Raw genomic sequence first — 12466 nt, 5'->3', positions numbered from 1 at the left:
GGACCAGCCTATGCCTTCAGGTAAAGCCGCGCCGCATAAAGCGCGATCGCCGCCGCATTCGAGACGTTCAGCGATTTGATCGCGCCGGGCATGTCGAGGCGGGCAAGTGCATTAACGGTTTCCCGCGTCTTCTGGCGAAGCCCCTTGCCCTCGGAGCCGAGCACCAGCGCCACTTTCTCGCCCGAAAACGTGCCCTCAAGCGCCGCCGGCCCTTCCGAATCGAGGCCGATGGTGGAGAAGCCGAGCTTGTGCAGTTCACCGAGCGCATCGGCGAGATTGGTCACCTGTATATAAGGTATCAGCTCCAGCGCGCCGGAGGCTGATTTGGCGAGCACGCCTGACTCGGTCGGGCTGTGTCTCTGGGTGGTGATGACGGCGCCGGCATTGAAGGCGACGGCCGAGCGCATGATCGCACCGACATTATGCGGATCGGTGACCTGGTCGAGGACGAGCAGGAGAGGGCTGTCCTTCAGCGCTTCGAGCCGGCGGACCGGCAGCGGCCGTGTTTCCAGCATGACGCCCTGATGGATCGCCTCGGGGCCGAGCACCTTGTCGATCTCCTGAGGCGAGACGATCTCGAAGGGAATGCCGAGCGTTTCGGCGTCGACTTCGAGCCGTGCCAGCGCGTTCTGCGTCACGAAGAGTTTGATCTTCTTGCGCTCGGGATTGTCGAGGGCGGCGCGCACCGTATGCAGGCCATAGAGATGCACCTGGTCGGGCGCCAGCGCCGGCGGCTTCCAGTCCTCAGCCCCGCGCCTGCGTTTCTGCGGTTGAGGGGTCGGAATCTCGCCGCGTTCGCGCTTGGCGTCGCGGTGCGCGCGCCGCAGCGTGGCGTAATGCGTATCCTTGGCCGATGGGTCTGTCGCGGCCTTGCCGCCGGGTTTGTTGTCTTTGCTCATGCGGCTTTATAGCCATGGCGCTCGCCGCCGCATAGGCTTTCTTTCATATGCCGGCTTTCGGCGGCGAATGAAATTTTTCGTGTTTTTTCCGTTGTCATCGTGTTGACAGACTGAAATGCTCCGGTCATATACGCGGCGCAGACGACGGGCGGCAACGCTTCGAAGTCTGACAAACTTGGTCTTCTAGATCCGGACGAAAAACTGGAGAGATGCCCGAGTGGTTAAAGGGGACGGACTGTAAATCCGTTGGCTCAGCCTACGTTGGTTCAAATCCAACTCTCTCCACCATTCGTCATCGGATCGGACCACCCCGCGGGTATAGCTCAATGGTAGAGCAGCAGCCTTCCAAGCTGAATACGCGGGTTCGATTCCCGCTACCCGCTCCAGTTTTCCAAAGCCCGTTTATTCGTCCGATACTGCCGCGATAATTTCCGCATGTTGATGTTTCGGAAGAGGCTGGCGATAGCGGCTCTCGACTGACAGGCGAGGGCGCTCGACCCTGGGCGCCCGTGCTTCATCTCTCGCCGTCCACGCGATTTTCTGCAAGGATTTCAGTGATTTTCCCCGGCATGCCGGCGGATCGCCTTGCAGCCGGCGAATTATCCCCCATATGCGCTGTCACACCAAGAATGGCGTCTGCAATTAAGTCTTGCGCAATTTCGCCGAAAGCCTTAAACGGCGGCACTAAACCGGTTCGCCGGGGCCCACCATTTCGTTCACAGGAAGCATTCAAATGGCAAAGAGTAAGTTTGAGCGCAACAAGCCGCACGTCAACATTGGCACGATCGGCCACGTTGACCACGGCAAGACGTCTCTGACGGCAGCGATCACGAAGTACTTCGGTGAGTTCAAGGCGTACGATCAGATCGACGCTGCTCCGGAAGAGAAGGCCCGCGGCATCACCATTTCGACGGCGCACGTCGAATATGAGACGCCGGCCCGCCACTACGCCCACGTCGACTGCCCCGGCCACGCCGACTACGTCAAGAACATGATCACCGGTGCTGCCCAGATGGACGGCGCGATCCTGGTGTGCTCGGCCGCTGACGGCCCGATGCCGCAGACGCGCGAACACATCCTGCTCGCCCGCCAGGTCGGCGTTCCGGCGATCGTTGTGTTCCTGAACAAGGTCGACCAGGTTGACGACGCCGAGCTTCTCGAACTGGTCGAGCTCGAAGTTCGCGAACTTCTGTCGTCCTACGACTTCCCGGGCGACGATATCCCGGTCGTCAAGGGTTCGGCGCTGGCTGCTCTTGAAGATTCTGACAAGAAGATCGGCGAAGATGCGATCCGCGAGCTGATGGCTGCGGTTGACGCCTACATCCCGACGCCTGAGCGTCCGATCGACCAGCCGTTCCTGATGCCGATCGAAGACGTGTTCTCGATCTCCGGCCGCGGCACGGTTGTGACCGGCCGCGTCGAGCGTGGCATTGTCAAGGTTGGCGAAGAAGTCGAGATCGTCGGCATTCGCGCAACCTCGAAGACGACGGTGACCGGCGTTGAAATGTTCCGCAAGCTGCTCGATCAGGGCCAGGCTGGCGACAACATCGGCGCACTGGTTCGCGGTGTGAACCGTGACGGCGTCGAGCGTGGCCAGATCCTGTGCAAGCCGGGCTCTGTCAAGCCGCACAAGAAGTTCATGGCGGAAGCCTACATCCTGACGAAGGAAGAGGGTGGCCGTCATACGCCGTTCTTCACCAACTACCGTCCGCAGTTCTACTTCCGCACGACCGACGTTACCGGCATCGTGACGCTGCCTGAGGGCACCGAGATGGTCATGCCGGGCGACAACGTCACGGTTGCCGTCGAGCTGATCGTTCCGATCGCGATGGAAGAAAAGCTGCGCTTCGCAATCCGCGAAGGCGGCCGCACCGTCGGCGCCGGTATCGTCGCTTCGATCGTCGAGTAATCCTGGGATTACCCGAAATTCAGGAAAAACCCCGCTGGAAACGGCGGGGTTTTTTCGTTTTGATGCCTGTTCGAGGGATTAACAGGTGTTGTAAAAATATCGTTAAATATGCCCGTCACAGTATTTTGTTCATCTCACATTCAGAAACCAGTTGTGATTGGTTCATTTTAGTCCAGACTCCTTCATGCAAAGAGGAGAGCCCGGATGATTCCAAAGGCCACGTTCGTTGCGACGATATTCGCGATGTATGTTTTCACGATGTTTTTCATCGCTGCAATTCCGCAGGAGGTTGTTCAGGCAGCCGGAGTGCAGATCGGTGACGTAGCCATCGTTAAGTGACGATTTCAGCAGTTCACAGCGGGTTTGCGCGGTGAACGGAAATGATCGGCCAGGCGCCCCGGAGAGGGTGCTCCTGGTGACGCGGGGGTGAACCCTTGCAGGATGCTCGCTTGCTCTTCGCGCGGAAGCGTCTAACTATGCCTCCGATTTGATGATGCGGAGGACATTCCATGAAGAAGCGAATTCTGTTTACAGGCGGTTCGGGCAAGGCAGGTCGCCATGCCGTGCCATGGCTCGTCAATGCCGGTTACGAGGTTCACAACGTCGATCTGGTGCCGCTGGACAGTCCCGGCGTCACCAATCTCATTGCCGACATCACCGATAGCGGTCAGGTCTTCAACGCGCTGTCGATGCACCGCGATTTTCCCGATCTCGATGCGGGCAGGGGCGTGCAGCCCTTCGATGCCGTCGTGCATTTCGCCGCCATCCCGCGCATTCTGATCAAGCCCGACAATGAGACTTTCCGCATTAACACGATGGGCACTTATAATGTCATCGAGGCGGCGGTGAAGCTCGGCATCAGGAAGATTATCGTCGCATCCAGCGAGACGACCTACGGCGTCTGCTTCGCCGAAGGCCATCGCGATTTCCACCAGTTCCCGCTGGAGGAAGACTACGACGTCAATCCGATGGATTCCTACGGGCTTTCCAAGGTGGTCAACGAAAAGACGGCGCGCGCCTTTGCCGAGCGTTCGGGCTTCGACATCTATGCTTTGCGCATCGGCAACGTCATCGAGCCGCACGAATATGAGAGGTTCCCCACTTATTTCGCCAATCCCGAGATGCGCAAACGCATCGCCTGGAGCTATATCGACGCCCGCGATCTCGGGCAGATCTGCCATCTCTGCGTCGAAAAGGACGGTCTCGGCTATCAGGTCTTCAACGCGGCCAACGACACCGTCTCGGCCAATACGCCGTCGAGGGAGCTTGCCAAGCGATTCTTCCCCAACGTGCCCTTCACCCGCGAGATCGGCGAATATGAAGGCCTGCTCTCCAATCGCAAGATTCGCGAGGTGCTTGGTTTTAAGGAAGAGCACGATTGGCGGAAATACGTGAAGGTCTGAACCCACTTCGATGGCGCGATGAGCAAGCCGATCGCTCGCATATCCGCAGAATGGCTATGAAAAACGAAAATCGTGCTTGCCAATCCGCCGTCGCCGTCTTAAAGGGAGCGCCATGCTTTTCAGCAGCGATTTGCGGGCCTTGGCCCAGGCGCTGAATGAGCGGCATGAAGGGGTATAGCTCAGTTGGTAGAGCGGCGGTCTCCAAAACCGCAGGTCGTAGGTTCGAGCCCTACTGCCCCTGCCATTTTCCTTGATGCGGGACAGCGCGGACGTGCTCGCGGCATTTCCGGCCGGGGATCGATGGGTGGTGACTAATTTCGTTAAACTTCGGTTTCCCTCTTGTGTATTCGGGAATCGGTGTTTATTTAGGGTTCAACAGACACGCGGTGCGTGGGGCTGATAGTTTCAGCTTTACGCGCCGTAATTGCGTGGGCAGTCGATGGCATCAAAATCCAATCCGTTTGCGTTTCTGCAGCAGGTTCGCTCCGAGACGTCCAAAGTTACATGGCCGTCGCGCCGCGAGACAATGATCTCGACGGTCATGGTGCTTGTGATGGTGGTTTTCGCCGCGCTGTTTTTCTTTGCCGCTGACCAGCTGATCGGCTGGGCTCTGAGCTTCGTGCTCAATACCGGCAACTGATACGGGTGGAGATGAAAATGGCGGCACGTTGGTACATCGTCCACGCATATTCAAATTTTGAAAAGAAGGTTGCTGAGGACATCGAGAACAAGGCTCGCCAGAAAGGGCTTGAGCACCTGTTCGAGAAGATCCTCGTGCCGACCGAAAAGGTGGTGGAAGTGCGTCGCGGCCGCAAGGTCGACAGTGAGCGCAAGTTCTTCCCGGGCTATGTCATGGTTCGCGCCAATCTGACGGATGAAGCCTACCATCTGATCAAGAACACGCCGAAGGTCACAGGCTTCCTCGGCTCCGACAATAAGCCCGTTCCGATTCCGGATCATGAAGCCGAGCGCATTCTCGGTCAGGTGCAGGAAGGTGTCGAGCGGCCGAAGGCCTCCATTACCTTCGAGATCGGCGAGCAGGTTCGCGTTTCCGACGGCCCGTTCGCGTCGTTCAACGGCACGGTTCAGGATGTGGACGAAGAGCGTTCGCGCTTGAAGGTTGAAGTGTCGATCTTCGGCCGCGCAACGCCGGTCGAGTTGGAATACGCTCAGGTCGAGAAGGTCTGATTGTAGAGATTGGAAGCAGGCCCTTGGGGCCGGTTTCCTGCGGACCTTGTCCGTACCCGCGTGGAAGGTGAGGGGTCTTAGCCGGACCCTAATGATCCGCACCACGCAACCGCAGCCGCCGGAGAGATCCGGCATCACGGGCCGGGCGACCGGCCGTTCATGAAAGGCAGAGAGATATGGCTAAGAAAGTTGCAGGCCAGCTCAAGCTTCAGGTCAAGGCAGGATCGGCAAACCCGTCCCCGCCGATTGGTCCGGCGCTTGGTCAGCGTGGCATTAACATCATGGAATTCTGCAAGGCGTTCAATGCCGCCACGCAGGAAATGGAAAAGGGTATGCCGATCCCGGTCGTCATCACCTATTACCAGGACAAGTCCTTCACCTTCGCGATGAAGCAGCCTCCGGTCAGCTACTGGCTGAAGAAGGAAGCGAAGATCACGTCCGGTTCCAAGACGCCCGGCAAGGGCGCCAAGGCCGGTTCCCTCACCAAGGCTCAGATCAAGTCGATCGCAGAAGCCAAGATGAAGGATCTGAACGCAGCGGATATCGAAGGTGCAATGGCGATGATCGAGGGCTCTGCCCGCGCCATGGGCCTGGAAGTGGTGGGTTAAGATCATGGCTGGTAAGCGCACGCAGAAGATCAACGAAGGTGTGGATCCCACCAAGCTCTACGCTCTGAGCCTGGCCATCGGCATGGTCAAGGAACGGGCTGTCGCCAAGTTCGACGAAACCATCGAAGTCTCGATGAACCTCGGCGTCGACCCGCGTCATGCGGACCAGATGGTTCGCGGCGTCGTCAACCTGCCGAACGGCACGGGCCGCACGGTTCGCGTCGCCGTCTTCGCTCGTGGCGTCAAGGCCGATGAAGCCAAGGCTGCCGGTGCCGATATCGTCGGCGCTGAAGACCTCGTCGAAATCGTCCAGGGCGGCAAGATCGAATTCGATCGCTGCATCGCCACCCCCGACATGATGCCGCTCGTCGGCCGTCTCGGTAAGGTTCTCGGCCCCCGCGGCATGATGCCGAACCCGAAGGTCGGCACCGTCACCATGGATGTCGCCGGAGCCGTCAAGGCGTCCAAGGGCGGCGCTGTCGAGTTCCGCGTCGAGAAGGCTGGTATCGTCCATGCCGGCATCGGCAAGGCCTCTTTCGACGCCAAGGCTCTGGAAGAAAACATCCGCGCCTTTGCTGACGCCGTCATCAAGGCGAAGCCGGCTGGCGCCAAGGGCAACTACGTCAAGCGCGTGGCGATTTCCTCGACCATGGGCCCGGGCGTCAAGATCGAAGTCGGCTCGGTCACCGCAGCTCAGACTGCATAAGTTGATTGCCGGACCTCGGTCCGGCCACTGAAATTCCGGCCTCGCAAGGGGCCGGAATATTCCGGAGAAATCCGGAATCCTGTCCGAGATTGCAGGTGGTTTTCCCTTAATCACTTCGCCTGCATGAGACGGGTAAGACCCGAATTGCATGAAGTTCGCTTCTAGGAAATCGGTTCGAGCCTTGGATGCCTTGTGCCTCTTTAGCCTTGATTGGCGCGAGAGCGCGGGGGGACAGGATCCTCAAGCGTCGCTTGGGATCTCACATGATCCCGGGAGGCAAAAGGCAACCGGCGGGCCCGTTTTCGGTCCCGCCAACTGGAGATAGGCAGTGGAAAGAGCGGAAAAACGCGAATTCGTCACGGAACTGAACGAAGTCTTCAAGGCTTCGGGCTCAGTTGTCGTGGCCCACTATGCTGGTGCCACAGTCGCGCAGATGAACGACTTTCGTTCCAAGATGCGTGCAGCTGGCGGTACCGTCAAAGTCGCGAAGAACCGCCTGGCCAAAATTGCCCTTCAGGGTACGGAAGCGGAAGGGATCACCGATCTCTTCAAGGGTCAGACGCTGATTGCATACAGCACCGATCCGATCACCGCTCCGAAGGTCGTCATGGATTTCGCCAAGACCAACGACAAGATCGTTGTTCTGGGTGGCGCCATGGGAACAACCACGCTCAACGCCGATGCAGTCAAGTCGCTTGCGACCCTGCCTTCGCTCGATGAGTTGCGTGCGAAGCTGCTGGGCATGATCCAGACACCGGCTACCCGCATCGCTGGGGTTGTTGCAGCACCGGCAAGCCAGCTTGCCCGCGTGTTCGCGGCCTACGCCAAGAAGGACGAAGCCGCTTAAGGCGGTTTTTCGCTGTTTATAATCAACCGGTTCGAACCGAACAAAAGGAACTAGTAAAATGGCTGATCTCGCAAAGATCGTTGACGACCTCTCCTCGCTGACCGTTCTGGAAGCTGCAGAACTGTCGAAGCTTCTCGAAGAAAAGTGGGGCGTTTCCGCTGCTGCTCCGGTAGCTGTTGCTGCCGCTGCTGGTGGTGCTGGCCCGGCTGTCGTTGAAGAAGAAAAGACCGAATTCGACGTCATCCTCGTCGAAGCCGGTGCCAACAAGATCAACGTCATCAAGGAAGTCCGCGCCATCACCGGTCTCGGCCTCAAGGAAGCCAAGGACCTCGTTGAAGGCGCTCCGAAGGCTGTCAAGGAAGGCGTCAACAAGGCTGAAGCCGCTGACATCAAGAAGAAGCTTGAAGACGCTGGCGCCAAGGCCGACGTCAAGTAATCTTGAAACGCTTTTGGGAGGCAGTCTCTGCTGCCTCCCATTTGCCGTTTTTCTGAACGAATTACCCAAAAGCCGCGTCAAACCGGCTTTTGGGTAATGGGTTCTTCAAAAGGATAGTCTCGCACCGAGGGCAGCACAGCAATCCGAGCTGAGCGTTTTCGGGTGTCGGACGAGATTGAACTACTCATTGATAGACGGGATCGACTGGCCATCGGTTCCCGTCCGTTGCAGGCCCGGGTGCAAGATTTTGAAGGAGCGACGATGGCTCAGACCCTTTCGTTCAACGGTCGTAGGCGCGTACGCAAGTTTTTTGGTAAGATCCCCGAAGTCGCAGAAATGCCGAACCTCATCGAGGTTCAGAAGGCGTCCTACGACCAGTTTTTGATGGTTGAAGAGCCGAAAGGCGGCCGGCCCGACGAGGGCCTTCAGGCCGTTTTCAAGTCGGTTTTCCCGATCACCGATTTTTCCGGCGCTTCCATGCTGGAATTCGTATCCTACGAGTTCGAGCCGCCGAAGTTCGACGTTGACGAATGCCGTCAGCGCGACCTGACCTATGCTGCGCCGCTGAAGGTGACGCTGCGCCTGATCGTGTTCGATATCGACGAGGATACGGGCGCAAAGTCGATCAAGGACATCAAGGAACAGTCCGTCTACATGGGCGACATGCCGCTCATGACCAACAACGGCACGTTCATCGTCAACGGCACCGAGCGCGTCATCGTTTCGCAGATGCACCGTTCGCCGGGCGTCTTCTTCGACCACGACAAGGGCAAGAGCCATTCTTCCGGCAAGCTGCTGTTTGCTGCCCGCGTCATCCCCTATCGCGGCTCCTGGCTCGATATCGAATTCGATGCCAAGGATATCGTCTACGCCCGTATCGACCGTCGCCGTAAGATCCCTGTCACGTCGCTGCTGATGGCGCTCGGCATGGATGGCGAGGAAATCCTCGACACCTTCTACACGAAATCGCTCTACAAGCGCGACGGCGAAGGCTGGCGCATTCCCTTCAAGCCGGAAACGCTGAAGGGCGCCAAAGCGATCACCGAGATGGTCGACGCCGATACCGGCGAAGTCGTCGTCGAAGCCGGCAAGAAGCTGACCCCGCGCCTGCTGCGCCAGCTGTCCGACAAGGGCCTGAAAGCGCTGAAGGCCGCTGACGACGATCTCTATGGCAACTATCTCGCCGGCGACATCGTCAACTACTCGACCGGTGAAATCTACCTCGAAGCCGGCGACGAAATCGACGAGAAGACCCTCGGCATCATCCTGGCGAACGGCTTCGACGAGATCCCGGTTCTCGGCATCGACCACATCAATGTCGGCGCCTATATCCGCAACACGCTTTCGGCCGACAAGAACGAGAACCGTCAGGACGCTCTGTTCGACATCTACCGCGTCATGCGTCCGGGCGAGCCGCCGACCATGGAATCGGCCGAAGCGATGTTCAACTCGCTGTTCTTCGATGCGGAGCGTTACGACCTCTCCGCCGTCGGCCGCGTCAAGATGAACATGCGTCTCGACCTGACCGTTGAAGACACCGTCCGCATCCTGCGCAAGGACGACATCCTGGCCGTGGTCAGGATGCTGGTCGAACTGCGCGACGGCAAGGGCGAGATCGACGACATCGACAACCTCGGCAACCGCCGCGTCCGCTCGGTCGGCGAGCTGATGGAAAACCAGTACCGTCTCGGCCTGCTCCGCATGGAGCGCGCGATCAAGGAGCGCATGTCCTCGATCGAGATCGACACGGTGATGCCGCAGGATCTGATCAACGCCAAGCCGGCGGCTGCCGCCGTGCGCGAATTCTTCGGTTCCTCGCAGCTGTCGCAGTTCATGGACCAGGTCAACCCGCTCTCGGAAATCACCCACAAGCGCCGTCTTTCGGCTCTTGGCCCGGGTGGTCTGACCCGTGAGCGCGCCGGCTTCGAAGTCCGCGACGTGCATCCGACCCACTACGGCCGCATTTGCCCGATCGAAACGCCTGAGGGTCCGAACATCGGTCTGATCAACTCGCTTGCGACCTTTGCCCGCGTCAACAAGTACGGCTTCATCGAAAGCCCGTACCGTCGCATCGTCGACGGCAAGGTGACGAGCGACGTGCTCTACCTCTCCGCCATGGAAGAGGCGAAGTACTACGTCGCCCAGGCCAACGCCGAAATGAACGCCGACGGCTCCTTCGTCGACGAGTTCGTCGTCTGCCGTCATGCCGGCGAAGTCATGCTCGCACCCCGCGACAGCATGAACCTGATGGACGTTTCGCCGAAGCAGGTCGTTTCGGTCGCAGCCGCGCTCATCCCGTTCCTGGAAAACGACGACGCCAACCGCGCGCTCATGGGTTCGAACATGCAGCGTCAGGCCGTGCCGCTGCTGCGTGCCGAAGCCCCGTTCGTCGGGACCGGCATGGAGCCGGTCGTTGCCCGTGACCCGGCGCTGCCATCGGCGCCCGCCGCGGCGGCGTGGTCGACCAGGTCGACGCGACGCGTATCGTTATCCGCGCCACCGAAGACCTCGAAGCCGGCAAATCCGGCGTCGATATCTACCGCCTGCAGAAGTTCCAGCGTTCCAACCAGAACACCTGCGTCAACCAGCGCCCGCTGGTCACCGTCGGTGACGAGGTCAACCGCGGCGACATCCTCGCCGACGGCCCGTCGACCGACCTCGGCGACCTGGCGCTCGGCCGCAACGCGCTCGTCGCGTTCATGCCCTGGAACGGCTACAACTACGAAGACTCGATCCTGCTCTCCGAGCGTATCGTTGCCGACGACGTGTTCACCTCCATCCACATCGAGGAATTCGAAGTGATGGCGCGCGACACCAAGCTTGGCCCTGAGGAAATCACCCGCGACATTCCGAATGTTTCGGAAGAAGCGCTGAAGAACCTCGACGAAGCCGGCATCGTCTATATCGGCGCCGAAGTTCAGCCGGGCGATATCCTCGTCGGCAAGATCACGCCGAAGGGCGAAAGCCCGATGACGCCGGAAGAAAAGCTTCTGCGCGCCATCTTCGGCGAAAAGGCCTCCGACGTGCGCGATACCTCCATGCGCATGCCGCCCGGCACCTACGGCACGATCGTCGAAGTCCGCGTCTTCAACCGCCATGGCGTCGAGAAGGACGAGCGCGCGATGGCGATCGAGCGCGAAGAGATCGAACGTCTTGCGAAGGACCGCGATGACGAGCAGGCGATTCTCGACCGTAACGTCTACGGCCGTCTGATCGAAATGCTGCGCGGCCAGGCGTCCATCGCCGGCCCGAAGGGCTTCAAGAAGGGCACCGAGCTTTCGAACGCCGTCGTCTCCGAATATCCCCGCTCGCAGTGGTGGATGTTCGCCGTCGAGGACGAGAAGGTTCAGAGCGAGCTCGAAGCGCTCCGCGGCCAGTACGACGAATCCAAGTCGCGCCTTGAACAGCGCTTCATGGACAAGGTCGAGAAGGTCCAGCGCGGCGATGAAATGCCTCCTGGCGTCATGAAGATGGTCAAGGTCTTCGTCGCCGTGAAGCGCAAGATCCAGCCGGGCGACAAGATGGCCGGCCGCCACGGGAACAAGGGCGTCGTTTCGCGCATTGTGCCTGTCGAGGACATGCCGTTCCTCGAAGACGGCACGCATGTCGACGTCGTTCTGAACCCGCTCGGCGTTCCCTCGCGCATGAACGTCGGCCAGATCCTCGAAACCCACCTGGGTTGGGCTTGCGCCGGCATGGGTCGCCAGATCGGCGAACTGATCGAAGCATACAAGGCCAATGGCAACATCGAGCCGCTGCGCAAGACCATCGGCGATGTCGTCGGTGACGGTCCGAAGGCCGAACAGGTCCAGGATTTCGACGACGACTCGGTTCTGCGTCTCGCCGACCAGTGGAAGCGCGGCGTTTCGATTGCGACGCCCGTTTTCGACGGCGCCAACGAAGCCGACGTCAACGATATGCTGCGTCTGGCAGGTCTCAAGGACACTGGCCAGTCGACACTCTATGACGGCCGTACCGGCGAGCAGTTCGACCGCCAGGTGACCGTGGGCTACATCTACATGCTGAAGCTCAACCACCTGGTCGACGACAAGATCCATGCCCGTTCGATCGGACCTTACTCGCTCGTGACCCAGCAGCCGCTGGGCGGCAAGGCGCAGTTCGGCGGTCAGCGCTTCGGCGAAATGGAAGTCTGGGCGCTCGAAGCTTACGGCGCGGCCTACACGCTGCAGGAAATGCTGACGGTGAAGTCGGACGACGTCGCCGGCCGCACCAAGGTCTACGAAGCCATCGTCCGCGGAGACGACACGTTCGAAGCCGGTATTCCGGAAAGCTTCAACGTTCTCGTCAAGGAAATGCGCTCGCTGGGCCTCAGCGTCGAGCTCGAAAACACCAAGCTTGACGAGGCGCAGGCAGCACAGCTGCCCGACGCGGCCGAGTAAGCACCTGATAGGGCGTGCGCTGCCAATGCGGCGCACGCCGGTCCCGCCGGGCGCCGTATCCGTATCGGTC

11 protein-coding genes, 3 tRNA genes and 1 pseudogene are annotated in these 12466 nt (G+C 59.8%); 13 read left to right on the top strand and 2 right to left on the bottom strand.

Annotated elements, in window-relative coordinates; all coding sequences use genetic code 11:
* Positions 1 to 8 precede the first annotated feature (8 nt).
* Positions 9 to 899, bottom strand: a complete 891-nt coding sequence (rlmB, locus tag ACS4RS_RS21725; protein ID WP_449313815.1) for a 23S rRNA (guanosine(2251)-2'-O)-methyltransferase RlmB — start codon at positions 897 to 899, stop codon at positions 9 to 11.
* Positions 896 to 1072, bottom strand: coding sequence for a hypothetical protein (locus ACS4RS_RS21720; RefSeq protein WP_010069471.1), 177 nt, complete (start codon positions 1070 to 1072; stop codon positions 896 to 898). Before ACS4RS_RS21720 ends, rlmB begins: the two co-directional genes overlap by 4 nt.
* 30 nt (positions 1073 to 1102) lie before the next feature.
* On the opposite strand from ACS4RS_RS21720, the gene ACS4RS_RS21715 reads away from it, so the two are divergent.
* The 13 genes and pseudogenes from ACS4RS_RS21715 to rpoB all read left to right on the top strand — a co-directional run bounded on the left by ACS4RS_RS21715 (position 1103) and on the right by rpoB (position 12396).
* Positions 1103 to 1187 (top strand) — tRNA-Tyr (locus tag ACS4RS_RS21715).
* A gap of 24 nt (positions 1188 to 1211) precedes the next feature.
* Positions 1212 to 1285 (top strand) — tRNA-Gly (locus tag ACS4RS_RS21710).
* Between the two features lie 347 nt (positions 1286 to 1632).
* Positions 1633 to 2808, top strand: coding sequence for an elongation factor Tu (tuf, locus tag ACS4RS_RS21705; RefSeq protein WP_003573803.1), 1176 nt, complete (start codon positions 1633 to 1635; stop codon positions 2806 to 2808).
* A 204-nt stretch (positions 2809 to 3012) separates the two neighbouring features.
* A complete protein-coding gene (locus ACS4RS_RS21700) occupies positions 3013 to 3147 on the top strand; it encodes a hypothetical protein (RefSeq protein WP_439009326.1) in 135 nt (44 codons plus the stop codon).
* Positions 3148 to 3317: 170 nt separating this feature from the next.
* Positions 3318 to 4211: an NAD-dependent epimerase/dehydratase family protein gene (locus tag ACS4RS_RS21695; protein WP_439009327.1), complete on the top strand. Its 894-nt coding sequence runs from the start codon at positions 3318 to 3320 to the stop codon at positions 4209 to 4211.
* A gap of 168 nt (positions 4212 to 4379) precedes the next feature.
* Positions 4380 to 4455 (top strand) — tRNA-Trp (locus tag ACS4RS_RS21690).
* Positions 4456 to 4650: 195 nt separating this feature from the next.
* Positions 4651 to 4851, top strand: coding sequence for a preprotein translocase subunit SecE (gene secE, locus ACS4RS_RS21685; protein WP_003547514.1), 201 nt, complete (start codon positions 4651 to 4653; stop codon positions 4849 to 4851).
* A gap of 17 nt (positions 4852 to 4868) precedes the next feature.
* On the top strand, positions 4869 to 5399 hold the full coding sequence (gene nusG, locus ACS4RS_RS21680) for a transcription termination/antitermination protein NusG (RefSeq protein WP_003573823.1): 531 nt from the start codon (positions 4869 to 4871) through the stop codon (positions 5397 to 5399).
* Between the two features lie 176 nt (positions 5400 to 5575).
* Entirely contained in the window at positions 5576 to 6007 is a 432-nt protein-coding gene (rplK, locus tag ACS4RS_RS21675) for a 50S ribosomal protein L11 (RefSeq protein ID WP_003547518.1), read from the top strand.
* Positions 6008 to 6011: 4 nt separating this feature from the next.
* On the top strand, positions 6012 to 6713 hold the full coding sequence (gene rplA, locus ACS4RS_RS21670; protein WP_439009328.1) for a 50S ribosomal protein L1: 702 nt from the start codon (positions 6012 to 6014) through the stop codon (positions 6711 to 6713).
* A 328-nt stretch (positions 6714 to 7041) separates the two neighbouring features.
* Positions 7042 to 7560 carry a 50S ribosomal protein L10 gene (rplJ, locus tag ACS4RS_RS21665; protein ID WP_003587203.1) on the top strand — a complete coding sequence of 173 codons (519 nt, stop codon included), beginning with the start codon at positions 7042 to 7044 and terminating at the stop codon, positions 7558 to 7560.
* A gap of 58 nt (positions 7561 to 7618) precedes the next feature.
* Positions 7619 to 7996 (top strand): 50S ribosomal protein L7/L12, encoded by a 378-nt coding sequence (rplL, locus tag ACS4RS_RS21660; protein WP_003578658.1) that lies wholly within the window; start codon positions 7619 to 7621, stop codon positions 7994 to 7996.
* 261 nt (positions 7997 to 8257) lie between these two features.
* Positions 8258 to 12396 (top strand): annotated as a pseudogene (gene rpoB / locus ACS4RS_RS21655) (DNA-directed RNA polymerase subunit beta).
* Positions 12397 to 12466: the final 70 nt, after the last annotated feature.

The organism is Rhizobium sp. F40D2, from assembly GCF_051810745.2.
Classification (GTDB): Bacteria; Pseudomonadota; Alphaproteobacteria; order Rhizobiales; family Rhizobiaceae; genus Rhizobium.
The sequence above is the reverse complement of the archived record's forward strand: the minus strand, read 5'-3'. Positions and strand labels throughout refer to the sequence as shown.

Excerpts from the sequence above, each read along its gene's own strand:
- ACS4RS_RS21695 (WP_439009327.1), top strand. The coding sequence starts at position 3,318 with ATGAAGAAGCGAATTCTGTTTACAGGCGGTTCGGGCAAGGCAGGTCGC.
- secE (WP_003547514.1), top strand. The coding sequence starts at position 4,651 with ATGGCATCAAAATCCAATCCGTTTGCGTTTCTGCAGCAGGTTCGCTCC.
- rplK (WP_003547518.1), top strand. The coding sequence starts at position 5,576 with ATGGCTAAGAAAGTTGCAGGCCAGCTCAAGCTTCAGGTCAAGGCAGGA.
- ACS4RS_RS21700 (WP_439009326.1), top strand. The coding sequence starts at position 3,013 with ATGATTCCAAAGGCCACGTTCGTTGCGACGATATTCGCGATGTATGTT.
- rplA (WP_439009328.1), top strand. The coding sequence starts at position 6,012 with ATGGCTGGTAAGCGCACGCAGAAGATCAACGAAGGTGTGGATCCCACC.
- tuf (WP_003573803.1), top strand. The coding sequence starts at position 1,633 with ATGGCAAAGAGTAAGTTTGAGCGCAACAAGCCGCACGTCAACATTGGC.
- rlmB (WP_449313815.1), bottom strand. The coding sequence starts at position 899 with ATGAGCAAAGACAACAAACCCGGCGGCAAGGCCGCGACAGACCCATCG.
- nusG (WP_003573823.1), top strand. The coding sequence starts at position 4,869 with ATGGCGGCACGTTGGTACATCGTCCACGCATATTCAAATTTTGAAAAG.
- rplL (WP_003578658.1), top strand. The coding sequence starts at position 7,619 with ATGGCTGATCTCGCAAAGATCGTTGACGACCTCTCCTCGCTGACCGTT.